Below are 23773 nucleotides of genomic sequence, written 5' to 3' on the forward strand. Positions count from 1 at the left end.
GGGCCTGCTGGCATCTCACGCGGCTTGCCCGATCACGCCGGCATAGCCATTGGCCTCGAGGTCGAGCGCCAGCGACTTGTCGCCCGACTTGATCACCTGACCCCTGTAGAGCACGTGCACCGTATCCGGGACGATGTATTGGAGCAGGCGCTGGTAATGGGTGATGACGACGATGGCCCGGTCCGGCGAGCGCAGCGTGTTGACGCCGTCCGCGACGATCTTCAGCGCGTCGATATCGAGACCGGAATCGGTCTCGTCGAGCACGCAGAGCTTTGGCTCGAGCAGCTTCATCTGCAGGATCTCGGCACGCTTCTTCTCGCCGCCGGAGAAGCCGACATTGAGCGGCCGCTTCAGCATCGCCATGTCCATGTTGAGCGAGGCCGCCGCTTCCTTCACGCGCTTGAGAAATTCCGGGATCTTCAGCGGTTCCTGGCCGCGCGCCTTGCGCTGCTCGTTCATCGCCACTTTCAGGAATTCCATCGTCGCCACGCCCGGTATCTCCATCGGATACTGGAAGGCGAGAAAGATGCCGGCGGTGGCGCGCTCGGCCGGATCCATTTCGAGGATCGACTGGCCGTTGTAGAGGATATCGCCCTCGGTGACCTCATAATCCTCGCGCCCGGCAAGGATATAGGACAGCGTCGATTTTCCCGAGCCGTTCGGCCCCATGATGGCGGCGACCTCACCGGCCTTCACCGAAAGATTCAGGCCGCGAATGATCTCGGTGCCGTCGTCGACGATACGGGCATGGAGGTTTCTGATTTCAAGCATTCTCTTGCTCTATCGTTCCGTTAACTACATATCGCCGAGCTAGGGCAATGGCGACGTCGCTTTCAAGTTCAGGTGCCAAGTCAAATCGCATACTTCCGTCCTCGACGGCGTCGGCGGGATTCGGCCACCTGGTGATTTCAAAAATCTCAGGGCCGTAGACGGTGATCATCAACTCCGTGCCGTCTTCGCGCCCAGCGCTAATTCGGTTGGCTTCGACTTCGATCCTGACGACAACTTTCCTTTCGGCAGCAAAGCTTCGAAGGTAGTTCCCGAGCGACGTTGCCAATTCTCCGCAAATCTGCTCATCGAGGTCGGCCCGATAGTTGTCGGGTAGCTCACCAGAATGCCTGTCAAACTGGTGAACGCGTGCGACCAACGGCGGACCGTCCTCTGCCTCATCGTCACTCACCCCACACTTCCCTCAAGGCTAATCCCGATCAGTTTCTGCGCCTCGACCGCGAACTCCATCGGCAGTTGCTGGATGACGTCCTTGACGAAGCCGTTGACGATCAGCGCGATCGCCTCTTCTTCCGGAATGCCGCGCTGCATGACGTAGAACTTCTGGTCCTCGGAAATCTTCGAGGTGGTGGCCTCGTGCTCGAACTGCGCGGTCGAATTCTTGGCTTCCATGTAGGGCACGGTGTGTGCGCCGCACTGATCGCCGATCAGCAGGGAATCGCAATTGGTGAAGTTGCGGGCGTTGGTCGCCTTGCGGTGCGCCGAGACCTGGCCGCGATAGGTGTTCTGCGAGAAGCCGGCGGCAATGCCCTTGGAGATGATGCGGCTCGACGTGTTCTTGCCGAGATGGATCATCTTGGTGCCGCTGTCGACCTGCTGATAACCGTTCGACACGGCAATCGAATAGAACTCGCCGCTGGAATCGTCGCCGCGCAGGATGCAGCTCGGATATTTCCAGGTGATGGCCGAACCGGTCTCGACCTGCGTCCACGAAATCTTCGAGCGATGGCCGCGGCAGTCGCCGCGCTTGGTGACGAAATTATAGATACCGCCCTTGCCCTCGGCGTCGCCGGGATACCAGTTCTGCACCGTCGAATATTTGATCTCGGCATCATCGAGCGCGATCAGCTCGACCACCGCGGCATGAAGCTGATTCTCGTCGCGTTGCGGCGCCGTGCAGCCTTCGAGATAGGAGACGTAAGCCCCCTCCTCGGCGATGATCAGCGTGCGCTCGAACTGGCCGGTGTTCTTCTCGTTCATGCGGAAATAGGTCGACAATTCCATCGGGCAGCGCACGCCCTTGGGCACGAAGACGAACGAACCGTCGGTGAACACCGCCGAATTCAGCGTCGCGTAGAAATTGTCGGAGGTCGGCACGACCGAGCCGAGATACTTCTTCACCAGCTCCGGATGCTCGCGGATGGCTTCCGAGATCGAGCAGAAGATGACGCCGGCCTGCGCCAGTTCCTTCTTGAAAGTGGTGACGACGGAGACGGAATCGAACACCGCATCGACGGCGACGCGGCCCGACTTGTAGACGTTGTCGCTGGCTTCCTCGAGCTCCGACGCATCGGTCTTCTGCACGCCGGCGAGGATTTCCTGTTCCCTGAGCGGAATGCCGAGCTTCTCATAGACCTTCAGCAGTTCGGGATCGACCTCGCTGAGCGAAGTCGGCCCCGGCGTGCTCTTGGGCGCGGCGTAATAGTGGAGGTCCTGGAAATCGATTTTGGGATAGTGGACGCGCGCCCATTTCGGCTCGTCCAGCGTCAGCCAGCGGCGATAGGCTTCCAGGCGCCATTCCAGCATCCAGGACGGCTCGTCCTTCTTCGCCGAAATGAAGCGGATAATGTCTTCGCTCAGGCCCTTGGGGGCCTTGTCCATCGCGATTTCGGTCTGGAATCCGTATTTATACTGGTCGACATCGATCTTTCGAACTCGATCGATCGTCTCCTGCACAGCAGGCATCAGCGTTCTCCATCCACGCCGGGGTCAAGGCCCGGCAGTTTTCAAACTATGGCACCGCAAACGAGCACCCATCAGGCACCGGAGGCGGCGTAAGTTTCATATAGTGCGTTCATGCCGGAAATTCACCCGGCCAAATGCGAACGCACGGCTCTACCAGGCCGCAAGGCCCTACATTTCGTCTGCCGCGCTCAGGCGGCTCGTTCCCTGCTTGCCTTTTCCTTACCGGCCTGGCGCGCGACGATCGTCGCCAGCGCCGAACGGAACAGCTCGATATCTTCAGCGCTGGTCGCGTGGCCGACGGACACGCGCAACGCGCCGAGGCCGTCACCATAACCCATGGCTTTCAGCACGTGACTCGGCCCTACTTTGCCCGACGAACAGGCCGATCCCGCCGACAGCGCCACACCGGCCAGGTCGAAGGCGATCTGCGCCGTCTCGGCCTTGATACCGGCAATAGCGAAGAATGTCGTATTGGCAAGCCTTTGCGCGCCGGTCCCGAAGATTTCCGCGTCCGGAACCAGCGTTTTCACGATCGCCTCGATTTCGTCGCGACGCTGCCGCACCGCTTCGATCGTTTGCAAGCCGGCAAGCGCCTCACGCGCCGCCACGCCAAACCCGGCAATCGCCGCCAGGTTTTCGGTGCCGCCGCGATGGCCCTTTTCCTGGCCGCCGCCGCTGACCAGCGGTTTTGGCATCATCAGGTCCGACGCCGCGACAATGGCGCCGACGCCCTTGGGTCCGCCGATCTTGTGCGAGGAGAGAATCAGATAGTCTGCGTAACCCGCTGACATATCGAGCGGAATGCGGCCGGTCGCCTGCACGGCATCGACCACCAGGATGCCACCCGCCGCCTTGACGATTTCGGCAATGCGGCCAACCGGCTGGATGACGCCGGTCTCGTTGTTGGCGGCGTGGATCGCTACCAGCGGCATGCCTTCGGCCTTGTCATGCGCACCGAGTGCTGCCGCTAGGGCGTCGAGCCTGACGACGCCGTCGGCGTCGACGCCGATCCGCGTTACCTGCCCCGTGGGGAAGCGCCCGCCGTTCAGCAGGCAAGGATGATCGGCCTCGGACACATAGAGCCGGCTCATACGGACAGCACCGCGCCCCATCTGCCAGTCCGGCGTCAGCAGCGTCGAGGCCGCTTCCGTCGCGCCGGAGGTGAATACGACATGCTCGGCTTTGGCGCTGACCAGTCGAGCCACGTCGCGCCTGGCATCCTCAATCAGCCGCCGTGCAACGCGGCCCTCGGCATGGACCGAGGACGGGTTGGCGGCGACGTCGAGCGCAGCGACCACGGCCGCGCGCGCGGCGGCAAGCAGCGGCACGCTGGCGTTGTAGTCGAGATAGGCGCGTGCTCCGGCCATTTCCGTCCAACTGGTCCCTTCAAAAGCCGTTCCGCGAAGATAGCGCGTTATTTCCTTGAAATTGCAAGGCAAGACGTCCTATTTACGCGGCTTGCGGCGCGGGTGGCCGAGCCACAATTTTTGGCCGCCCAGTTTTGAACAATTCTAAACTAGCTTCTAGAAAGACGCTCGCCCTGCGTCAAGGCCTAGGGAAGACTGGGGCCTAGGGAAGACTGGGGCCAGAGGAAGAGTTGTTCCGGGCGCCGCGCAAATTTATACCAAGTGGAGTATTTCATGCCTGAGGTCATTTTCACCGGTCCGGCCGGCCGTCTGGAGGGTCGCTATCAGCCCTCGAAGGAAAAGAGCGCGCCGATTGCCATCGTCCTGCACCCTCACCCCCAGTTCGGCGGGACGATGAACAACAAGATCGTCTACGACCTCTTCTACATGTTCCAGAAGCGCAATTTCACCACGCTGCGCTTCAATTTCCGCGGCATCGGCCGCAGCCAGGGCGAGTTCGACCACGGCACCGGCGAATTGTCCGACGCCGCCGCGGCGCTCGACTGGGTGCAGTCGCTGCATCCGGATTCCAAGAGCTGCTGGGTTGCCGGCTATTCGTTCGGCTCGTGGATCGGCATGCAGCTTCTGATGCGCCGGCCGGAGATCGAGGGCTTCATCTCGGTCGCGCCGCAGCCCAATACCTATGATTTCTCGTTCCTGGCGCCATGCCCGTCGTCCGGCCTGATCATCCACGGCGACGCCGACAAGGTCGCGCCGCCCAAGGACGTGCAGGGCCTGGTCGACAAGCTGCACACGCAAAAGGGCATTACCATCACCCAGAAGACCCTGCCCGGCGCCAACCATTTCTTTGCCAACCATGCGGAGCTTCTGATCGAGGAATGCGCGGACTACCTGGATCGCCGGCTGGCCGGGGAATTGTCCGACCCACGGCCGAAGCGGCTGAGATAATCGGCGATGTACCAACCGCCTCACTTCCAGGAAACACGGCAGGACGTCCTGCACGGGCTGATCCGGGCGCATCCGCTTGGCCTGCTGGTGTCGAACGGCGTCGAGGGGCCGGTCGCCAACGCGATTCCCTTTCTTCTAGACGCGGATGTGCCACCGAACGGCAGGCTGCGCGCCCATTTGGCCAAGGCCAATCCGCAATGGCGGCTTTTGGCCGACAATCCCCTGGCGCGGGTGCTGGTCGTCTTCCAGGGCGCCGATGCCTATGTGACGCCGTCCTGGTACGAGACCAAGCGTGAAACCGGCAAGGTGGTACCGACCTGGAACTACGCCATCGTCCAGGTGCGCGGCAGCGTCACGGTGATCGAAGACCAGGATTGGCTAGCCGAGCAGATTTCCGATCTGACGATGTCGCAGGAGGGCAGCCGCTCGGCGCCGTGGGCGGTGACCGACGCGCCGGCACCCTTCATCCAGTCACAAATCAAGGGCATCGTCGGCTTGGAGATCGAAATCACCGAAATCAGCGGCAAGTGGAAAGTCAGCCAGAACCGCCCGGCCGCCGACCGCGTCGGTGTCGCCGAGGGGCTCGAGAGCGAGACCGCCAACTCGGCCGACATGGTCCGGCTGGTAAGGTCCTACGGCGGGCTGGACGGCAAGTAATCTGGGTTGCTTGCTCGACCGGTTCAGGCCGGTGGCGGGCTCAATCGACCTTGGTCATCGCCGCCTTGCGCTCGTTGGCAATCAGCCAGAGATTGCGGATATAGATCAACAGGCCCATGGCCTGGCCGGCGATGAACACCGGATCCTGACGCTGGATCGCGTAGATCAGCAGCAGGCCGCCGCCGAACAGCGAAAAGAACCAGAAGGCGATCGGCACGACGCTGCGCTTGGCCTTTTCCGACGCCACCCACTGCACCAGAAAGCGCATGGTGAAGAAGAACTGGGCGACGAAGCCAAGCAGAACCCAGGCATCGAATTGCTTGACGAAAACATCGTGAAGCCAGGTCGCCAATTCCTGAAGCACGTTACCCATGCCTGATTTCCTCTACTTTGGGCATTCTGCGGCGCCTGCGGCGCAGCCACCAGACGCCGGCAAGATCAAGCACGCCCTGCAGGCCGCGATCGAAGATGCCGTAATTCGATTTGCCGTGACGGCGGGAGCGGTCGACGACGTCGCAATGGACGACGCGGTAGCCCTCCTGGATGACCAGCGCCGGAACAAAGCGGTGGGTGCCGTCGAAGAACGGCAATTTCCGCAAAATGTCGGTATGGATCGCCTTGAGGCCGCAGCCGGTATCCCGCGTCTCGTCGTGCAGGATGGCCTTTCTCAGCCCGTTGGCGAAACGCGACGCCAGCTGCTTGATCTTGCTGTCGCGGCGCTTCAGACGCTGTCCCTGCGCGGCCCCGACATCGGGACCAGCCTGCCGCAGCGCGTCTATCAACACTGGGATATAACCGGGGTCGTTCTGGCCGTCGCCGTCGATGGTGGCGACGATATCGCCGCGCGCCGCCCAGGCGCCCGAACGCACCGAGAGCGACTGGCCAGCGGATTTCTGATGCCTGAGATGGCGCAGCGGAAACCGGCGAAGCGCTGCTTGTGCGGCAAGCACCGAAGGCGTGTCGTCGGTCGAGCCATCGTCGACGACGATGACCTCGAAGTCGCGCCCGGCCATGGCAGTGCCGATCTCGTCGAGCAGAAGCGGCAGGTTCGCCGCCTCGTTCCGGCAAGGAATGACGATGGATATCTCCGGCATCTCGACTCTGTCAAAGGATATGGCATTCGATCGATGCCGCGCGGTCCAGCGGATGAAACCCGTTGGCGGCGCCTCATTACGCCAGCCGAAACGAGGACGCAAGCAGGCCGCACGCTTGGGGTTCTCCCTTCTCCCCTTGTGGGAGAAGGTGGCCGCGCGAAGCGCGGTCGGATGAGGGGTGTTCCAGCTTGGCAACGACGGCACTCCGTCCAACACCCCTCAACCGTCTTGGCGCTGCGCGCCAATCCACCTTCTCCCCCAAGGGGAGAAGGCAAGAGGGTGTCGCAAAACCGGATTCCACTTTTGCTGATCGCGCTTGAGTGCTAAACGCCCGCCTTCATGCATAGCCGAGCCGCGTTCGGCCGGAAGCTTTTCGGGAAAGAAAATGTCCGCCTTCAAATCCGATTTCCTGCGCACGATGAGCGAGCGCGGTTTCATCCACCAGACCTCGGACGATGCCGGCCTCGACCAGCTTTTCGCCACGGAAACGGTGAGCGCCTATATCGGCTTCGACGCCACCGCCAGAAGCCTACATGCCGGGTCGCTGATCCAGATCATGATGCTTTATTGGCTGCAGCAGACCGGCCACCGGCCGATCGCGCTGATGGGCGGCGGCACCTCGATGATCGGCGATCCGTCGTTCAAGGACGAGGCGCGCAAGCTTTTGACGCCGCAGGATATAGAGGACAATCTCGCCGGCATCCGCCGCAACTTCACGCCCTACCTCAAATTCGGCAGCGGCCCCAACGACGCCGTCATGATCAACAATGCCGACTGGCTGATGGACATCAACTACGTCAATTTCCTGCGCGATGTCGGCCGGCATTTTTCGGTCAACCGCATGCTGGCCTTCGATTCGGTCAAGCTCCGGCTGGACCGCGAGCAGTCGCTGTCGTTCCTCGAATTCAACTACATGATCCTGCAGGCCTATGACTTCGTCGAGCTCTACAAGCGTCTCGGCTGCCGGCTGCAGATGGGCGGCTCCGACCAGTGGGGCAACATCGTCAACGGCATCGATCTCGGCCATCGCATGGAAGGCGCGCAGCTTTATGCGCTGACGACGCCGCTGCTCACCACCTCGTCCGGCGCCAAGATGGGCAAGTCGGCCTCGGGCGCGGTCTGGCTCGATGCGGAGATGCTGAGCCCGTACGAGTTCTGGCAATACTGGCGCAACACCGACGATGCCGATGTCGGCCGTTTCCTGAAGCTCTACACGACCCTGCCACTCGCCGAGGTCGCACGCCTCGAACGGCTCGGCGGCTCGGAGATCAACGAAGCCAAGAAGATCCTCGCCACCGAAATCACCGCCATGCTGCATGGCCGCGAGGCGGCGGAGGAGGCAGCTAGGACGGCAGAAGCGCTTTTCGAAAGAGGTCAGTCAACCGAGTCATTGCCGACAGTAACCATCGACAAAGGACAGGATGACAAATGGCAATTTGGCAGGTCGAATGCAGCAATTGCCGTCGCGTCGGGACTTGTGCCGTCCAATTCGGAAGCTCGGCGCAAGATGGCGGAAGGTGCTCTACGAATCAATGACAGGGTCGTCACCGACCCGAACGAAATTGTCTTGTGGACCGACCTGTACGAAAACACCGGAGCATTCAAAGTTCAGTTGGGAAAGAAGAAGGTCATTCTGGTACGGCCGGTCTGACCTCTGCTGAGGCTCAGGTGAGACCGAGCCGGCGACGGGCACAAGCAATGGATCGCTGCATTCCTCGGCAACTGTAACGGCGTGGATCCTAGGGTCTCCGCGACGTCGCTTCGCTCCTGCTGCGCCCTAGGATGACGAAGGCATGGTGGCTCAAGGCTAGTCGCGGATGTCGGAGAGCGAGGCGGTCGCGTGGCGGCCGATGGCAAACGCGACCTTCGAGATTGGCTGAAGTCTCCCCTCGCTTCGTCATCCTAGGGCGAAGCAGGAGCGAAGCGACGTCGCGGAGACCCTAGGATTTATGCCGTTACCTCTAGGCGGTGCTACGCTGAACAGCACTTCACCCGGCCTTTTTGGCGCCACCCGCCTACCCTGCCCGCCTCAGCGATACTCGAAGATCGACCTGAAAATCCCGGGCGCTATCACCGATAGCGGATTGACCTCTAGATTGGGCTTGTTGGCGTTGCCCTTGAGCCTGTAGGTGACGCCGATCAGGCCGCGGTCGCGGCCGTTGCCGAGCAGCGCGCCGATCAGCGGCAGTTCGCCGAAGATGCGGTTTACACCGTAGGCCGGCATGAACGTGCCGGTCATGTCCATATTGTTGTTCTGGTCGTAGAGCGTGCCCTGGAAGGTGGTGCCGATGCGCGAGCCGCGCAGCACGCCGTTGCGCAGCTTGAGATAGCCGCTGCCCTTATCGATCTCGCTGAAACCGCGCTCGAACTTCACCCTCGACGTGTCGAGATTGCCTTTGACCGCCTCGTTGAGGCTGCGGTTGTCGCCGGCCGGCGTCGTCGACACGATCGAGGCGAGCTTCGGCTCGTTGACGACAAAGAAGTCCTTGGCGTCGACCTGGCCTTTCATCGGACCGTCGCCGGCCCCGGTGAGCGCCAGCGTGATCGAGCCGCCTTCCATATGCTCGTAGATGTTGAGGAAGCGCAGTATGGCGCCAGCGTCGGCCGACTTCATGTTGAGCGTGCGCAGGCCGCCGCCGGTCGTGTTGCTGATGGTGATGGCGGCTCCCGAACTTGCCGTGGCGCTCACCTTGAGCCCGTTCACCCGGGACCCTGCGGCGCTGTAGTCGAGTTTCAGATTCGACAGCACCTCGTCGTGGAAGCCGGTCAGGGAGCTGACGTCGGCGCTGACCGAGATCGCATCGACGCCGGTGGTCTTGGTGGCGGTATCGACATCGGACGTGAATTGCTTGATCAGCGAGCGTGCGTCCAGCGCGCTGCCGCTGACCTCGACCGCATAGGCCTTGCCCGACCGCTTCACCGAGACGGCGACGTCGTCGCCCCTGTTCAAGGTGACCTTGCTGAACCGGGCCGAGGACAAGGCGCCCTTGACCAGCACCGCGCTGCCGTCGATGGAAAAGGTCTTGCCATCGAGTTCGAAATTGGAGAGCGTCGTGGTGTCGCCGGTCTTCGCCATGGCGAAGACGACCTTGGCGGGAATGCCAGGCCCCTTGCTCCAGCCGGCCCAGGGGATGTCCAGCCTGGCATTGGTCAGGTCGGCCGACACGTTCTGGTTGCCGGTGCCACTCTTGTCGATCGCCACCTTGATGGTTCCGGAAAGCAGGGTCGACAGGCCAGGCATGGCGGTGGCGCGCGTCTTGTCGTCGAGCACCAGCGCCACTTTACGACTGCGCGGCGGGCCGCCATCCCTGAGCGGCTCGATCAGGTCGAGCTCGGCCGGAATGCCGTTGAGCAGCGCCTTCGCCGAGATCACCGCCCGGTCGGGCGCGACCGTGATCGAGCCGTCGGCATGGCTGACCGTCTGGCCCTCGAACGGCTTGCCCAGCGACAGGTCCTTGTAGTCGAGCGCCACCAGCCAATCGAGTTTGGAAGAGTCGACACCGGACTGCAGCGGAATATCGGCCTTGACGTGGCCGATCACCGTGCCGGACAGGTCGTCCGGCAGCAGGCCGACATGGCGCATGGCATTGATCGGGTCAAAGGATGCCAGCTCGGCGATTGCCGGCGCCTCGCCGGCGACATCGATGTCGAGCGCGCCGATCACCGGCGGATGGTTCGCCGCCTTGACGGTGAGCGTGCCGTTGCTCGCCGCCACCGTGCGGCCGCTCGGCATATAGACGCTGCCCGACGACAGCGCGACGTCGACGTCATTGCCGTGGAAGCCGACGACGCCAACGGCATCGCGGATCGGCGGAATGCGGCCGGCCGTGTCGAAGCGCGATCCTTCGACCTGGAATCGGCCGAACACTTCATCGGCGGAAAGCGGCACGCCGTTGCCGAGCCGTCCGGGCACGACCTGGAACTGCAGGCTGCCATCGACCACGCGGCCGCCGAACAGGTTCTTAAGCACCCACAGCCTGGCATTGCGCGCCGAAAACCATGGCCATAATTGCTTGACGTGCGAGACCGGCATGTCGTGGACATTGAGCGCCACCGATATGCCCGGCGCCTGGTTGGCGACGAATGAAACCGAAGCCGTGCCCAGCACTTCGCTGCCCGGTCCGGACCGGACGCCGATCTGCTCGGCCACCAGCTTTTGGCTCGTCGGCTGGTAGACGCCGGCGATACGGGCAATGAAGCTGAGTGCCGGCTCCGGCGAATCGGAAGGCGCCAGGGTCGAACCGTCGCTGGTCAGGTCGTAACGATAGGATGGCTCCTCGCCCGCTGCGCCGGTAGCCGGCTTCGGCCCGATCGAACCGGCGAAATCGAAGGTCGAGCGGCCGGTTTTCACCAGCAAACTGTCGACCTGGATTTTGTTCGACCCGGCGACGAGTGTTGCATCGAGATCGATGTCGGCCGGAAGCAGGCCGCGCGAACCGAGATCGAGCACCGATCCGGTCAGTGACAGGGCGGCGGTCAGCCGCGAACCGTTGTCGCCGGTCCCTTCCGACCCCGCCAGCTTCAAGGCGATCGCGCCCAATTTGCCACCTGCCGCAGTGTCGGCGTCCGCTGCCTGGATACTGGCGTCCAGCGTGGTGATGCGTCGCGTCGCCGGATCGCGGGTGGCGGAAGCGGCGATGGTAAGCGCCCTGCCGTCGACATCCGTATCGGATGAAAACTCCATGCTTCCCGGTCCCGACTGCGAGACGGAGGCGTCGGCGATGGTGACCGACTTGACCGGTCCGGTCTCGGGCAGTGCCAGCTCGACATTGCGCAGATCGATCTGGCGCATCGAATCCTCGCGCACCGCATCGAGCGCGCGGTTGAGGTTGGCGAAGACGGCGGCGGAAAGTTTTTCCGGATCGATGAGGCCGTCCTGGTTGCGCAGCTCGGCCGTCCAGTCGCCGCCGGACGGCATTGCCGCCATGACGATGTGCGCGTCGGAAATCCGGGCGCTGGTCAGCCGCACCTCGCCCGAAAGCAACGGGATCAGCCGGATGCCGAAGCGGACCCGGCCTGCATCGGCCATTGGTTTTCCGTCGGCGGTCTTGAGGCTGACGTCGCTGACCTGCAGCGCAATGAAGCTCGACCCGTCAAGCGTCAGCCGTGCCGGCCCGACGGCAACGTCGACATCGAAGCCGGCCAATTTCTCGATTGCCGTTTCGGCTTCCGCGCGAAGCCGCTCCGAGCCGAAGCCGGACACGCCGATCGCATAGACGCCGGCGGCAGCCAGCAGCACAAGGGCGACAAGGCCGGCAAACAGCCGCGCCATCATACGGACGCCGCGACCGATCGACGCCTGGCCGAGCGGCGGGACGCGGCACGCGGACGGAAAGGTTCCCAGGTCGGTGATCTCGTCACGCCTGAACCTGATCTTCTCGTGCTGCGGTAGCTCCTGATCCACGCAATCTTCCGTTGAAACGAATTCGATCGTGGACGAATCCCCGCTCGACATTATATCGATGCAGCCTGGCGCGTAACCTCAAACAAGGGCATCGATATGGCTGACCTCGACGTGGGCGATGTTGCGCCGCAGTTCGATCTTCCGCGCGACGGCGGCGGTTCACTCAGCCTCGCCGCATTGCTGGGAAAACCCATCGTACTCTATTTCTACCCACAGGACGACACCACAAGCTGCACCAACGAAGCGATCGGCTTTTCGCAGTTGAAGCCGGAGTTCGAAAAGGCCGGCGCTGTCGTCATCGGGCTCTCGCCGGACAGCGTCAAGAAACACGACAAATTCAAGGCGAAATACGATCTGAGCGTCAACCTTGTCGCCGACGAAGAGCGCAAAGTGATCGAGGCTTACCATTTGTGGGTGGAAAAGAAGCTCTACGGCCGCACCTATATGGGCGTCGAGCGGGCGACGTTCCTGATAGGCCGGGACGGACGCATCGCCAGGATCTGGCGCAACGTCCGCGTCAAGGGGCACGCCGAAGAGGTGCTGGAGGCGGTTCACGCCCTTTGAGAGCTGCGCCAGGCCGCTGCAATTCGATACCCGTTTTGCGCGAAGACCTTTGCCTGTCGTTCGATCCGGCAAAACTTTGTTAACCCTAATAATGTGTAATCAGGCTCGTCGTTGGTGTCGTAACGAAAGCTTGGTCCCGTGAACGTAGCCAGTCAGTCAGCGGTCTTCGGCAGACGCAGAGAGCCCCACACGGTCATCATCGCCCGGGGCGACCAGATAAGGCATTTCACCATACGCCCGTGGCTGGCTGCATTTTGCGGCTCGGCGCTGGCGGCGATCGTCATTGGCTACCTGCTGGCGACCTCCTATCTGGTGCTGCGCGACGATCTGATCGGCGCCACGACGGCGCGGCAGGCGCGCATGCAGCAGGCCTACGAAGACCGCATCTCGGCACTGCGCAGCCAGGTCGACCGCATCACCAGCCGCCAGCTACTCGATCAGCAGCTGATGGAAACCAAGGTCAGCGAGCTGCTGGAACGGCAGAGCCAGCTCAGCCTGCGTCACGGCCGCCTCGGCCCGATCCTCGAACGAGCCGAAAACGAGGTCGCAACGCCGCCCGTGCCGGCGGCAAAGCCGGACGAACATGCCGACGCCACCGGCAGCATCCAGCCGACGGCGTATACTGTCGCCAGCCTTGCCGCCCCCCTTGCCGCTCCTGTGGGCGTTGACGACACCAGGCCGTTCTCGCTGTGGTCGACCCGCGCCGATCCGCTGCCGAGCGAAAGCGCGGCCGACCGGGCAGACAAGCTCTTCGTTTCGATCAACAATTCGCTGAAGGCCATCGAGAGCCAGCAGCTCACCCGTATCGCCACACTTGCCGACAATGCCTACAAGAGCGCCGACGCGATCTCGCAGGCGCTCGAGGCCGCCGGCCTGCCCGTCGATAGCGAATTCGAAAAGAGCGACGTCGGTGGCCCGCTGATACCACTCGACAGCTCGTTGGTCTTCGACAGCAAGGTCAAGGAGTTGGACGAGGCTCTTGACGCGCTGGATCATCTTAAAAAGGAAGCGCGCCGGCTGCCGCTCGCCAACCCCGCCCCCGGCCGCAGCGTTACCAGCCCATTCGGCGTGCGCACCGACCCCATCCTCGGCACGGCCGCCTTGCATTCCGGCATGGATTTCAGGGCGCCGGTCGGTATGCCGGCCAAGGTCACGGCAGGGGGCGTCGTCGTCAAGGCCGGCTGGAACGGCGGCTACGGCCGCATGATCGAGGTCGACCACGGCAACGGTTTTGTAACGCGTTACGGGCATCTCAGCGAAATCGACGTCGCCGTCGGCCAGAAGCTCGATGCCGGAGACATCATCGGCAAGACCGGCAACAGCGGCCGCTCGACCGGCCCGCACCTGCACTATGAGGTTCGCCACAACGGCGAGGCGATCGACCCGCTGCGGTTTTTGACCGTCGGCAAGAAAGTCGAGCGGTACCTGTAGAGCCGGCGATTCACTCGGCGTGAAGCCTGGCGCGCGGCCAACCGCCCGCCAGGCAATAAACGGATGGATCGCCTCAGCCCTCAGCAGCAGCCATGAACGCGCCGAGCCGCCGGTTGAACGGCTCACCGGTCTGCTGAACGCTGTGCCCCGCGCCGGCGATCACGGCACGATCGGCACCAAGCACGTTTTCGAGCACGTCGCAGACGGCGTCGAATGCTGCGCTGTGCCCGCCGGATACCACCAGTTTCGGGAACGGCGCATCGGCAAGTTGCCGAAGCGGAATTTCGGCCTCCCATGGCCCGCGTTCGACGACGAGCATGGCCGCGCCTTGCGCGAGCGGGGGCGGCAGCGGGTCTGGCAATTGTGTCACCGAGCCGACCAGATGGAGGAACTGGCGCAAGAAAAGCGCGGGATCGTCGCGGGGTCCGCTTTGCCAGTGGGCCTTCAGGCGCGTCACGAGTTCATTGACGGCAACATCCCCGCGCGCAAGGTCAAAGGCCGGCGGCTCGATCACCGTGAGCGAACGGATTGCTCGCGGGCGCATCGCTGCTGCAAGAAGAGAGATGACGCCGCCATAGGAATGCCCGACCAGATGGACGCGGCTTTCGTCCCAGAGGTCATGCGTCCGATCGAGGAATCCGGCGACCAGTCTGGCGTCGACGACGAAATCCTCGCGTTCGGCAGGGGAACTTGATCCGTATCCGGGCCGGTCGACCACAACCAGCTTCCAGCGCTCCGCAAGCGGTTGCTGCGCGGACCATGTCATCATGCCGTTCGTGACGCTGCCGTGGACGAACAGAACCGGCGGCCCGTCGCCCCGCACCTCATAGCCGAGATCAATCCCGTCGAGGGTCAGCTTCGGCATCGCATCTCCTCCCGCAGACCGGCGAGAGCAAGTATGCTCCCTGCAACGGAAAGGTCAACGAACTCCGATCCTTGGCCGGCTCACAACCGGTTCCGAAATGGGCTTCAGGGCGCTGATCGGAATGCCGGCCAAGGTCATGCCTGGCGTCCGTCCAGCCGCTGGCGCTTCATGCTGGAAAATTGCCTGAGTTGGCCCATCCGCCGGCGGGCGCGAATTCGCCGGCGTTAGAAGGACCTTGGCCACAGGCGAATTATTTTTGAATTCCATTTGACTTAATAAATATTCGGTGCGAACCTCTGCTCTCTCGAGAGGGCGCCAGACATGGCATTGCGCGGGACCAATCAGGAGTTCGGGCGGCCGTATAACCGGCGTATCGTGCTCGAATCCATCCGCCTTCACGGACCGATCGCCCGCGGCGACATTGCCAGGCGGGTCGGACTCACCGTGCAGACGGTGTCGACCATCGTTCGCGAGCTGGAAGAGCACGGTTACGTGTTGTCGCTGCGCGAAGAGCCCAAGGGGCGCGGCCTGCCACCGGCAACGCTGCGCATCAATCCGGAAGGCGGCTATGCCGTCGGCATCCACGTCACCCCGCTGGGCATCAATGCCGCCCTGATCAACCTAAGCGGCGATGTTATCGAGAGCACCTACCGCGAAGCCCCAAATGCAACGCCCGACCACGCTTTCGAGCTGATCGGCGCCATGGTGCTCGAATTGACGGCATTGCGGCCCGGTGGCCGCGTTCTCGGCATTGGCATGGCGCTGCCCGGACCGTTCGGCGTGGAGTCCATGAGCTTTGTCGGGCCGACCACCATGACCGGCTGGAAGGATGTGGCGCTGCGCGAGCGGCTGGCCGCCTCGACCGGACTGCCGGCCTTTTTCGAAACCGATATGGCGGCGGCTGCCATCGGCGAGCGCCTCTACGGCCTCGGAACGGCATATTCCGAGTATTACTATCTTTATTTCGGCGTCGGTCTCGGAGGCGTCATGGTGCATGACGGGGCGGCATTGCGCGGCGCGTGGGGAAACGCCGGTGAAATCGGCCACATTCCCGCGGTGCCGGGCGGCGAGCCCTGCCCGTGCGGCAATCGCGGCTGCCTCGAACGGTATCTCTCGCTCGAGGCGCTGCGGCGGCGCAACATCGCCGACGCCGAGTGGGTGAGCGAGATTGCGCCGATCTTCCGCAACGCCGTCACCATCATCGAAAACCTGTTCGACCCCGAAACCATCATCCTCGGCGGGCTGGCGTCCACCGACCTGCTCGAAAGGCTTGCCGGCGCGGCCGCGCACCTGCCCAATTCGGTCTCGGCGCGAAGCGATCGCACGACGCCCCGCGTCAGCGTCGCACGCGGCGGCCAGCATGCGGTGTTGCGCGGCGCCGCCGCACTTGCCGTTTCGGGGGTGCTTTCGCCGCGCTTCGGCCAGATCTTCACCGCCGAGCGCGAACGCGGACGAGATCTCTTGCATAACAAGGGGATCGCGGCATGAGCGAACCGCTGCTGGTGCTCGACAACGTCGCCAAGAATTACGGCGCCATCGAAGCGCTGAAAGGCATCAGCTTTTCGATCGGCAAGGGCGAAGTGGTGGCGCTTCTGGGCGACAACGGCGCCGGCAAATCGACGCTGGTCAAGATCATTGCCGGCGGCCTCGAGCCGACCTCCGGCCGCATGCTGTTCGAAGGCAAGGAATTCCTCGCCAAATCTCCCGCCGAGGCCAAGGCCGCGGGGATCGAGACGGTCTACCAGGACCTGTCGCTTTGCACCAATGTCGACGTGGTCGCCAATTTCTTCATGGGCCGCGAGATCACCAGGAAGGTTCTCGGCATTCCAGTGCTCGACGAGCGCGCCATGGAGCAGGTGGTGCAAAAAGCCTTGGCAAGCGCCGGCACCCGCATTCCCTCGCTTCGCACCAATGTCGAGCACCTCTCGGGCGGTCAGCGACAGGCCATCGAGCTCAACCGATTCGTGCATTTCGGCGGCAAGCTGGTGCTTCTCGACGAGCCGTTCGCGGCACTCGGCGTCGAACAGACGCGGCGCGGCCTCGACATGATCCGCCAGGTGGCGAGCCAGGGCATCGGCGTCGTCATCATCACCCATATCATGCAACAGGCCTTCCAGGTCGCCGACCGGATCGTGGTGATCCGGCAAGGCGTCGTGGCGGGCGACGTCGCACGCAACAAAACAAGTCCCGACGCGGTGATCAACATGATCACCGGAGAGACGCTCGCCGGTGCCGGACCGGCAAGCTGAGGGACAGATGAGGGGTCCGGCGCAAGAGGAGCGAACGACATGAAGAAAATACTTCTTTCCGTCTTCGGTATCCTGGCACTGGCCTTTGCCACGCTCACGCCGGCATTCGCCCAGTCCAAGGGCACCGTCTACTACATGGTGCCGACATTGCTCGATGAGTTCCAGACCGGCTCGGTGAGCGCGCTGGAATTGTTCCTGAAGCAGGTCGGCTACGAGATGAAGACGCTGAACGCCGACAACAAGACCGACGCTCAGCAATCGCAGATGAACGACGTCATCGCGCTGAAGCCTTCGGCGATCATTCTTGCCGCCGTCGATTTCAATGCGCTGAAACCGTCGATCGAGGCCGCCCGCGCCGCCGGCATCCCGGTCGTCGAGTTCGACCGCCAGATCACCTCGACCCCGTCCGACTTCACCTCGGTGGCCGGAACCGTCGAGATCGGCTACGTCGCCGCCGACCAGGCACAAAAGCTCCTGACCGCGAAGAACGGCTCGGTGAAGGGCAAGATCCTGCAGGTGCTCGGCGATCCGGGCGATCCCTACACGCTCGACATCCAGAAGGGTTTCGAGGAGAAAATGAAGGCGTTCCCGGACGTCAAGATCATCTCGCTGCCGGCCATGCAATGGGAGGCCAGCAACGCCGGCACCATCGTTGCCGACCAGATGCTCGCCAACCCCGACATCGACCTGATCTTCAGCCATGCCGCGCACCTTTCGGTCGCCGCCGTCGCCTCGCTCGAGGCCGCCGGCAAGAAACCGGGCGACGTCATGCTGATGAGCTCGAACGGCGCTCCGGTCGGCCTCGACCTGATCCGCAAGGGCTGGCTCAATGTCGAAGTCGAGCAGCCGCTCTACGCCCAGGCTGCGGCGGTCGCGATGTTCATGGACAAGGTGGTCAACAAGCAGGAGATCAAGCCAGGCGAATACGACGTGCTCGGCCTGAAGTCGACGGTGACCAAGGAAGCATGGGGACCGAACATCAAGATCCCCGGCGCTGCGATCACCAAGGAAAATGTCGATAACCCGGCCTTCTGGGGCAACATGAAGCCGCCGACCGAAACCATAAAGCCGGTCGAATAGCGAACTCGCCAGAAGCTCCGGGCCATGCCGGCCCGGAGCCCAGCCCTGCAGCCCTGGTGCGTTCAAACGGACGCGCGCGGGTATGCTGCAGCAATTTTCAGCCGCGCCTGATCTTTCCGAAGAACGAATGGTTTTCGGGGTCGGCGCCAACCGGATCCTGAGATGAACCCCCGCACGCGCCAAACCCTCGAGTTCATCCTCGACAATCTCGTCTGGTTCATGCTGGTCTTCGTGCTGGTGGTCTTTTCCATCCTCATCCCCAACTATTTTCAGCTCGGCATCTTCGCCAACATTATCGAGGCCTCGAGCGTGCTCGGCGTCATGTCGATCGGCCTGGCGCTGGTCATCATCGCCGGCCACATGGACCTGTCGGTCGAATCGGTGGCGGCGCTCAGCGCCATGGCGGTCGGCATCCTGTTCTGCTCGTCGGGCATCGGCCTTGGCATCCAGTTGCAGCCGCAATGGCTGATGGTTCCCGTTTCGCTGCTCATCGCGCTTGCCGTCGGCGGCCTCATCGGCGCCATCAACGGCTACCTGGTGGTCAAGGTGAAGATGAGCGCCTTCATCATCACGCTGGCCTCCTACATCTGGGTGCGCGGCCTCGTGCTGGTCATCTCCGGCGGCCGCTCGGCGCAGGACCTTGCGCCGGCAATCCGCTGGTTCGGCATCCAGCGTCTGGGCGGCCTGCCGCTGACTGCCTGGATCGCCATTGCGTGCTTCGTGGTGTTCTCGCTGATCATGGCCAAGACGCCCTTCGGCAGGCACCTGGTCATGATCGGCGGCAACGAGACGGCGACCTTTCGCGCCGGCATCCGCGTCAACCGCAACCTGGTCATAGCCTTCGTTCTCGCCGGCGCCATCGCCGGCCTTGCCGGCTGGCTGCTGGCGATCCGCACCTCCGGCGCGACGGCTAATCTCGGCGTCGGCCTGTTGTTCAATGCCTTCGCGGCGGTCGTCATCGGCGGCGTCAGCCTGAAGGGCGGCGTCGGCACCTTGCCCGGCGTCTATGCCGGCGTGCTGCTGCTCTCGGCCATCAACACGGCGATCAATTTGATGGGCCTGCCGGCCAACTTCACCCAGGTGATCCACGGCCTGCTGGTGCTTGCCGCCGTGCTGCTCGACGCCTTCAAGCAAACCATCCGCCAGAGGCTGGCATGAACAGCGATCTCGGAAGGCTTGCCGGCAAGGTGGCGCTGATCGTCGGTGCTGCCCGCGGCATTGGCAAGGCGATCGCGCAGCGCTTTGCCGAGGAAGGCGCAAAGCTCGTGCTGGCCGATACCGAGACCGAAGCCGGACGAGCAACGGCAGATGAGGTCGGCGCCCACTTCATTCATACCGACATTTCGCAGATGGCCGATGCGGAAGCCGCCGTGGCGCTGGCCCTCGACCGTCACGGCCGGCTCGACATCATGGTGCAGAATGCCGGCATCTATCCCTGGCAATTGCTGGAAAACACCAGTCCCGACGATTGGGACCGGGTCATGGCGGTGAACTTGCGCGGCAGCTTCATCGCCGCACGCGCGGCGCTGGTGCCGATGAAGTCACAGCATTTTGGCCGCATGCTGTTCACCTCCTCGATCACCGGCCCGCATGTCACCAGCCCCGGCCACGGCCATTATTCAGCGACCAAGGCCGGCATCAACGGGCTGATCCGTTCGGCTGCCCTCGAATTCTCGGGCTACGGCATTACGGTCAACGGCGTCGAGCCCGGCAACATCCTGACCGAAGGCATAGAGCAGCATCGCGGTGCGGCCTTCATCAAGAACATGGAAGACGCCATCCCGCTCGGCCGGCTCGGCAGCCCGCGCGACGTGGCCAACGCCTTCCTGTTCCTGGCCTCTGACGATGCCAGCTACATCACGGGCACGACCATCATCGTCGACGGCGGGCAGCTTTTGCCCGAGGGCAAGGATTTCCGGCTGCTGCCGCCATGATCCTCGATTTCGGCGGCGGTTTCTTCCTGCGCCGGGCGACCACCGCCGATCATGCAGCGCTTGCGATGATCTGTCTCAAGACCGGCGATGCCGGCAAGGACGCCAGCGGCCGCGAGGACGACCCGGACCTGCTCGGCCTCCTCTACACCATTCCCTACCAGGTGCTCGAACCCTATCTGGCCTTCATTATCGATAGTCCCGCAGGTGCGGCCGGCTACCTGCTTGGCGCGGCCGATACGGGCGCTTTCAATGCCAGCCTGGCATCAGACTGGTATCCGGACCTGCAGCGGCGCATGGCAGACCCGGGACCCGACAGCTCGCGCTGGCGCGGCAGCGACTGGGCGCGGCATCGGGTCCATCATCCCGATTTCGCTGTTCCGCCTGCGCTGGCGGCCTACCCGTCGCATGGCCATATCGACCTGTTGCCGCAAGCGCGCGGGAAAGGCATCGGCAGGCGCGCGATGGCCTTCCTCGAGCAGGGGCTTGCCGCGAGCGGCTCGACCGGCATCCACCTCGAAGTCATGCCGGAGAACGATGGTGCGCTGAAGTTCTATAAGGCGATTGGATTTGAGGTGGTGCAGGACGCTGATTCATCGAAGCGTTGTGTTTATGTGGCGAAACGGACTGCGCACGCTCCGGCGATTGCAGGCTGATCTGCGACAAGCCAATCGCCCAAGTTGCAAAGAACCGGGAGGCCTATGGAAAAGCTGCCGTTCTGCAGCAGCCAGTTGCCCCGCGTGAACACCTTTGCCGCGGGAACGAAACCTTCGTCGCGTGCTCCACCGCAGACACGAAAGTCACTAGCATCAACACGGTGCGGGCTAATCCGAGTGTTGGCGGAGCGTCTACTAGTTCAGTATGGGCGGCAGGGGAACATCCGCGACCGTTCCCCCGGCCACAATCGAGAGCACATAAAGCAGATAAATGGCTAATACCAACAGGGCGAGGAATGAACCGCTGGCAAAGACTCCTGCAACCGCGGCGTCGGGATAAGCTTCGACTTGTTCTTTCTTGAAGGTGTCTTCTTCGTTACGGGTAGTCTTCACAACCCGTTCGCCTGGAAGCCGGTTTTTTTCAGCTTCCTTCGATATCTTATCCGCGAGATCTCCTGCGATCACGGGATCGTCCGGAAGATGACTCGTAAGCCATCCAGGAATATTTTCGCGCCCGCCCATGCCCATGTGCAAGTAAGATTTAACTTTCTTTTGTGCTCCCTTAAATTACTGCAAGTTTTAGCTTTCGGCAATCGTTTGCCACCTAAGGAGGCAGCAGATCAGACTTAGGTCCAACGGGAAAGACCGTTTGATCAGACCAAAGTCCTAGTACTTATCCGCTCCACCCCGGACCGTGAAGCGTTTGGGAGCGAAATTACCGCAACAACGACGAAACCATTGGTTGCGATCGGAGGTTGCGCCGGGACAGTCAGCTTGAGGGGTGTAGCCCGGTGCACGCCGATTGGCACAAATGATGGGGAGGAAAGTGGTGGGCGATGACGGGCTCGAACCGCCGACATCTTCGGTGTAAACGAAGCGCTCTACCAACTGAGCTAATCGCCCCCGGGCCGGACCTTTAAGCAGTTAGGACCGGCTTCGCAAGGCCAAATGAGCGGCGAGTGGCTTGGCCGGGAGCCGGTTTCGGCAACAAAGTTCGGCTTGTCAAAAAACCTTCTCCTGTTTGCTGTTATGCTGTCCGGGTCCGCTTGACACCCGGTGGCTTACCCCTTATCCACCGCCCCAACGACGAACACGGCTGACACGTGCTCGTCCATGCGCGGGTGTAGCTCAGTTGGTTAGAGTGCCGGCCTGTCACGCCGGAGGTCGCGGGTTCGAGCCCCGTCACTCGCGCCATTTCTCCTTCGGGGTCACGTCCCCTTGATGTCGGAGAAATGTCGACGTTGATTGTCAAAAATCATCTTCTTTCGTGACCCAGTCTAGGTCCATTCCTTTCGAATTCTGGCATTGATCCTCATCCATCGACCTGCCCGCCTGTTTGTGGTCGAGCCAGAAGACAATAGCTTCTCGGACAAGAGTCGGGTCTAACCCATTCGCTCCCGCTTACAGTCTCATCCCGCAGTGCCGGGCTTCACCTCTCGGCGAGCAGCGCCTCGACCTCCTGCAGCGTCGGCATGGACGGCGCGGTGCCCGGGCGCGTCACCGAAATGCCGGCGACGGCGCAAGCGAAGCGCACCGCCTGCAGGGGTTCCATCCCCCTCGACAGCGCCGCAGCCAGGCCGCCATTGAAGGCGTCGCCCGCACCCGTGGTCTCGATGACGGGGCCGGCGGCGACCGCTGCGACATGCTCGGAACGGTCGGCCGTGTGCAGCAGCGCGCCGTTTTCGCCGAGCGTCACGATGACAGCGCCCACGCCCTTCTCGAGCAGGCTGTCGGCGGCACGGCGGGCATCGTCGATGGAGGATACCTTGATGCCGGTCAGTTCCTCGGCCTCAGTCTCGTTCGGCGTGACATAGTCGCAAAGCGTGTAGATACGGTCCGGAAGCTTGGCCGCCGGCGCCGGGTTGAGGATGGTGGTCACCCCTGCCCCGCGCGCGATCTCCAGCGCCCGCAGCGCCGCCTCGATCGGCTGTTCGAGCTGGGTGACGAAAACGCCGGCCGCGCGGATCAGGCCGGCATTTGCCTCGATATCGGCGGGCGAGATCAGCATCGCCGCACCAGGGCTGACGATGATCGCGTTGTTGCCGCTCGTCTCCTCGATGAAGATATAGGCGGCACCGGTGTAGCTTTCCGGCGTGTCGATGACGGCGCTCTTCACGCCGGCGTGCGACCAGGTCTGTCTCGCCATATCGGCAAAGGGATCGACGCCGAGGCGGGTAAGGAAGGTGACATCGGCGCCGAGCCGGCCGGCTGCCACCGCCTGGTTCGAGCCCTTGCCGCCTGGGCCGAGCGTGAAGGACGTGCCCAGGATCGTCTCGCCCATGCGCGGCTGGCGGGCGGCGCGGTAGGCCGTATCGGCGACGAAGACGCCCAATATGACAACCGGCTTCATGACGATCGGTTTCGCCGGCATGCCCCTACTCCGCGTCCGGTGGTACGACGCCCTTGCGGAACGCAAAACAGCCATAGAAGCGGCGCTCGCCGGTCTGGATGACGCAATAGGCCTTCTTGGCGCGTTCGTAGAAGGCGTAGCGCTCGACCGAGATCATCGGCCAGGCCTTGCTCTCGGCGGCATCGATCTCTTTTTGCACTTCCTGCTGCACGGCGGGAATATCGTCCGGCTTGCCGACGATCTCCATGCGCGCGGCCGCGTCGTCGACGAAGGTGTCCAGCGGATAAAGCGACAGTACCGCCTTGACCACGTCGGCCGCCGACGCATCGATGCGCAGCAGCCGGCCAAGCACGGTCTGGCGCGCCACCGAATCGGACGGGAAATTGGTGTCGGCGATAATCAGATCGTCACCGTGGCCCATCGCCCGCAGCGCCTGCAGCACATCGGCATTGAGCAGCGGATTGATTCCTTTGAGCATGGCAT

At 63.0% G+C, this 23773-nt stretch carries 22 protein-coding genes and 2 tRNA genes; 12 read left to right on the forward strand and 12 right to left on the reverse strand.

The annotated features are described in order from the left end of the window. Positions 1-15 precede the first annotated feature (15 nt). The 4 genes from sufC to NKI18_RS14800 form a co-directional block, all read right to left on the reverse strand. Positions 16-771: a Fe-S cluster assembly ATPase SufC gene (sufC, locus tag NKI18_RS14785; protein WP_352458427.1), complete on the reverse strand. Its 756-nt coding sequence runs from the start codon at positions 769-771 to the stop codon at positions 16-18. After that, entirely contained in the window at positions 764-1180 is a 417-nt protein-coding gene (locus NKI18_RS14790; protein WP_352619143.1) for a hypothetical protein, read from the reverse strand. The genes sufC and NKI18_RS14790 overlap by 8 nt, the downstream gene beginning before the upstream one ends. Then, on the reverse strand, positions 1177-2694 hold the full coding sequence (sufB, locus tag NKI18_RS14795; protein ID WP_023674685.1) for a Fe-S cluster assembly protein SufB: 1518 nt from the start codon (positions 2692-2694) through the stop codon (positions 1177-1179). The genes NKI18_RS14790 and sufB overlap by 4 nt, the downstream gene beginning before the upstream one ends. 188 nt (positions 2695-2882) lie before the next feature. Beyond that, entirely contained in the window at positions 2883-4061 is a 1179-nt protein-coding gene (locus tag NKI18_RS14800; RefSeq protein WP_353019946.1) for a cysteine desulfurase family protein, read from the reverse strand. 273 nt (positions 4062-4334) lie between these two features. Here NKI18_RS14800 and NKI18_RS14805 point away from each other — a divergent pair, with 273 nt between their 5' ends. Both NKI18_RS14805 and NKI18_RS14810 read left to right on the forward strand, forming a co-directional pair. Continuing rightward, positions 4335-5009, forward strand: a complete 675-nt coding sequence (locus NKI18_RS14805) for an alpha/beta hydrolase (RefSeq protein WP_023674683.1) — start codon at positions 4335-4337, stop codon at positions 5007-5009. A gap of 6 nt (positions 5010-5015) precedes the next feature. Continuing rightward, a complete protein-coding gene (locus NKI18_RS14810; RefSeq protein WP_352619148.1) occupies positions 5016-5666 on the forward strand; it encodes an FMN-binding negative transcriptional regulator in 651 nt (216 codons plus the stop codon). A gap of 40 nt (positions 5667-5706) precedes the next feature. Here the strand turns inward: NKI18_RS14810 and NKI18_RS14815 are convergent, their stop codons facing one another. Together NKI18_RS14815 and NKI18_RS14820 are read right to left on the reverse strand one after the other, a co-directional pair. After that, positions 5707-6039 carry a lipid-A-disaccharide synthase N-terminal domain-containing protein gene (locus NKI18_RS14815; protein WP_023674681.1) on the reverse strand — a complete coding sequence of 111 codons (333 nt, stop codon included), beginning with the start codon at positions 6037-6039 and terminating at the stop codon, positions 5707-5709. Further along, the gene (locus tag NKI18_RS14820; protein ID WP_352619150.1) at positions 6032-6760 is read right to left on the reverse strand and encodes a glycosyltransferase family 2 protein; all 729 of its coding nucleotides are present in this window, start codon (positions 6758-6760) and stop codon (positions 6032-6034) included. The genes NKI18_RS14815 and NKI18_RS14820 overlap by 8 nt, the downstream gene beginning before the upstream one ends. A gap of 385 nt (positions 6761-7145) precedes the next feature. Between NKI18_RS14820 and tyrS the strand changes: the two genes are divergently transcribed. Continuing rightward, the gene (gene tyrS, locus NKI18_RS14825) at positions 7146-8411 is read left to right on the forward strand and encodes a tyrosine--tRNA ligase (protein WP_352619152.1); all 1266 of its coding nucleotides are present in this window, start codon (positions 7146-7148) and stop codon (positions 8409-8411) included. Between the two features lie 378 nt (positions 8412-8789). On the opposite strand, the gene NKI18_RS14830 is transcribed toward tyrS, so the two are convergent. Beyond that, positions 8790-12164 (reverse strand): hypothetical protein, encoded by a 3375-nt coding sequence (locus NKI18_RS14830; protein ID WP_352619154.1) that lies wholly within the window; start codon positions 12162-12164, stop codon positions 8790-8792. Between the two features lie 96 nt (positions 12165-12260). Here NKI18_RS14830 and NKI18_RS14835 point away from each other — a divergent pair, with 96 nt between their 5' ends. Further along, on the forward strand, positions 12261-12728 hold the full coding sequence (locus NKI18_RS14835; RefSeq protein WP_352619156.1) for a peroxiredoxin: 468 nt from the start codon (positions 12261-12263) through the stop codon (positions 12726-12728). A gap of 138 nt (positions 12729-12866) precedes the next feature. Continuing rightward, on the forward strand, positions 12867-14159 hold the full coding sequence (locus tag NKI18_RS14840) for a M23 family metallopeptidase (RefSeq protein ID WP_352619158.1): 1293 nt from the start codon (positions 12867-12869) through the stop codon (positions 14157-14159). A gap of 73 nt (positions 14160-14232) precedes the next feature. Here the strand turns inward: NKI18_RS14840 and NKI18_RS14845 are convergent, their stop codons facing one another. Further along, positions 14233-15024, reverse strand: coding sequence for an alpha/beta fold hydrolase (locus tag NKI18_RS14845; RefSeq protein ID WP_352619160.1), 792 nt, complete (start codon positions 15022-15024; stop codon positions 14233-14235). Between the two features lie 321 nt (positions 15025-15345). Here NKI18_RS14845 and NKI18_RS14850 point away from each other — a divergent pair, with 321 nt between their 5' ends. From NKI18_RS14850 to NKI18_RS14875, 6 genes are all read left to right on the forward strand, one after another. After that, on the forward strand, positions 15346-16512 hold the full coding sequence (locus NKI18_RS14850; protein WP_352619162.1) for an ROK family transcriptional regulator: 1167 nt from the start codon (positions 15346-15348) through the stop codon (positions 16510-16512). Further along, entirely contained in the window at positions 16509-17273 is a 765-nt protein-coding gene (locus NKI18_RS14855) for an ATP-binding cassette domain-containing protein (protein WP_023717343.1), read from the forward strand. The genes NKI18_RS14850 and NKI18_RS14855 overlap by 4 nt, the downstream gene beginning before the upstream one ends. A gap of 39 nt (positions 17274-17312) precedes the next feature. Then, positions 17313-18353, forward strand: coding sequence for a sugar ABC transporter substrate-binding protein (locus NKI18_RS14860; protein ID WP_352449361.1), 1041 nt, complete (start codon positions 17313-17315; stop codon positions 18351-18353). Between the two features lie 162 nt (positions 18354-18515). Continuing rightward, positions 18516-19511, forward strand: coding sequence for an ABC transporter permease (locus NKI18_RS14865; RefSeq protein ID WP_352449360.1), 996 nt, complete (start codon positions 18516-18518; stop codon positions 19509-19511). After that, a complete protein-coding gene (locus tag NKI18_RS14870; RefSeq protein ID WP_352619165.1) occupies positions 19508-20287 on the forward strand; it encodes an SDR family NAD(P)-dependent oxidoreductase in 780 nt (259 codons plus the stop codon). Before NKI18_RS14865 ends, NKI18_RS14870 begins: the two co-directional genes overlap by 4 nt. Further along, a complete protein-coding gene (locus NKI18_RS14875; protein ID WP_352619167.1) occupies positions 20284-20940 on the forward strand; it encodes a GNAT family N-acetyltransferase in 657 nt (218 codons plus the stop codon). Before NKI18_RS14870 ends, NKI18_RS14875 begins: the two co-directional genes overlap by 4 nt. Before the next feature lie 195 nt (positions 20941-21135). Here NKI18_RS14875 and NKI18_RS14880 read toward each other — a convergent pair whose 3' ends face one another. After that, positions 21136-21462 (reverse strand): hypothetical protein, encoded by a 327-nt coding sequence (locus NKI18_RS14880; protein ID WP_352619169.1) that lies wholly within the window; start codon positions 21460-21462, stop codon positions 21136-21138. A 305-nt stretch (positions 21463-21767) separates the two neighbouring features. Next, positions 21768-21843, reverse strand: a tRNA-Val gene (locus NKI18_RS14885). Between the two features lie 214 nt (positions 21844-22057). Between NKI18_RS14885 and NKI18_RS14890 the strand changes: the two genes are divergently transcribed. Further along, positions 22058-22134, forward strand: a tRNA-Asp gene (locus NKI18_RS14890). 235 nt (positions 22135-22369) lie between these two features. On the opposite strand, the gene rbsK is transcribed toward NKI18_RS14890, so the two are convergent. Next, a complete protein-coding gene (rbsK, locus tag NKI18_RS14895) occupies positions 22370-23311 on the reverse strand; it encodes a ribokinase (RefSeq protein WP_352619171.1) in 942 nt (313 codons plus the stop codon). A 4-nt stretch (positions 23312-23315) separates the two neighbouring features. Beyond that, positions 23316-23768, reverse strand: a complete 453-nt coding sequence (locus NKI18_RS14900) for an RbsD/FucU family protein (protein WP_352495329.1) — start codon at positions 23766-23768, stop codon at positions 23316-23318. Positions 23769-23773 lie beyond the last annotated feature (5 nt).

Source organism: Mesorhizobium sp. M0800 (assembly GCF_040320095.1).
Classification (GTDB): domain Bacteria; phylum Pseudomonadota; class Alphaproteobacteria; order Rhizobiales; family Rhizobiaceae; genus Mesorhizobium.

What these genes read in the sequence shown, in the direction of transcription:
- NKI18_RS14820 (WP_352619150.1), bottom strand. Translation starts at nt 6,760, where the DNA reads ATGCCGGAGATATCCATCGTCATTCCTTGCCGGAACGAGGCGGCGAAC.
- NKI18_RS14870 (WP_352619165.1), top strand. Translation starts at nt 19,508, where the DNA reads ATGAACAGCGATCTCGGAAGGCTTGCCGGCAAGGTGGCGCTGATCGTC.
- NKI18_RS14875 (WP_352619167.1), top strand. Translation starts at nt 20,284, where the DNA reads ATGATCCTCGATTTCGGCGGCGGTTTCTTCCTGCGCCGGGCGACCACC.
- NKI18_RS14805 (WP_023674683.1), top strand. Translation starts at nt 4,335, where the DNA reads ATGCCTGAGGTCATTTTCACCGGTCCGGCCGGCCGTCTGGAGGGTCGC.
- NKI18_RS14845 (WP_352619160.1), bottom strand. Translation starts at nt 15,024, where the DNA reads ATGCCGAAGCTGACCCTCGACGGGATTGATCTCGGCTATGAGGTGCGG.
- NKI18_RS14835 (WP_352619156.1), top strand. Translation starts at nt 12,261, where the DNA reads ATGGCTGACCTCGACGTGGGCGATGTTGCGCCGCAGTTCGATCTTCCG.
- NKI18_RS14865 (WP_352449360.1), top strand. Translation starts at nt 18,516, where the DNA reads ATGAACCCCCGCACGCGCCAAACCCTCGAGTTCATCCTCGACAATCTC.
- NKI18_RS14850 (WP_352619162.1), top strand. Translation starts at nt 15,346, where the DNA reads ATGGCATTGCGCGGGACCAATCAGGAGTTCGGGCGGCCGTATAACCGG.
- tyrS (WP_352619152.1), top strand. Translation starts at nt 7,146, where the DNA reads ATGTCCGCCTTCAAATCCGATTTCCTGCGCACGATGAGCGAGCGCGGT.
- sufC (WP_352458427.1), bottom strand. Translation starts at nt 771, where the DNA reads ATGCTTGAAATCAGAAACCTCCATGCCCGTATCGTCGACGACGGCACC.
- NKI18_RS14815 (WP_023674681.1), bottom strand. Translation starts at nt 6,039, where the DNA reads ATGGGTAACGTGCTTCAGGAATTGGCGACCTGGCTTCACGATGTTTTC.
- NKI18_RS14860 (WP_352449361.1), top strand. Translation starts at nt 17,313, where the DNA reads ATGAAGAAAATACTTCTTTCCGTCTTCGGTATCCTGGCACTGGCCTTT.
- NKI18_RS14810 (WP_352619148.1), top strand. Translation starts at nt 5,016, where the DNA reads ATGTACCAACCGCCTCACTTCCAGGAAACACGGCAGGACGTCCTGCAC.
- NKI18_RS14800 (WP_353019946.1), bottom strand. Translation starts at nt 4,061, where the DNA reads ATGGCCGGAGCACGCGCCTATCTCGACTACAACGCCAGCGTGCCGCTG.
- rbsK (WP_352619171.1), bottom strand. Translation starts at nt 23,311, where the DNA reads ATGCCGGCGAAACCGATCGTCATGAAGCCGGTTGTCATATTGGGCGTC.
- NKI18_RS14900 (WP_352495329.1), bottom strand. Translation starts at nt 23,768, where the DNA reads ATGCTCAAAGGAATCAATCCGCTGCTCAATGCCGATGTGCTGCAGGCG.
- NKI18_RS14880 (WP_352619169.1), bottom strand. Translation starts at nt 21,462, where the DNA reads ATGGGCGGGCGCGAAAATATTCCTGGATGGCTTACGAGTCATCTTCCG.
- sufB (WP_023674685.1), bottom strand. Translation starts at nt 2,694, where the DNA reads ATGCCTGCTGTGCAGGAGACGATCGATCGAGTTCGAAAGATCGATGTC.
- NKI18_RS14855 (WP_023717343.1), top strand. Translation starts at nt 16,509, where the DNA reads ATGAGCGAACCGCTGCTGGTGCTCGACAACGTCGCCAAGAATTACGGC.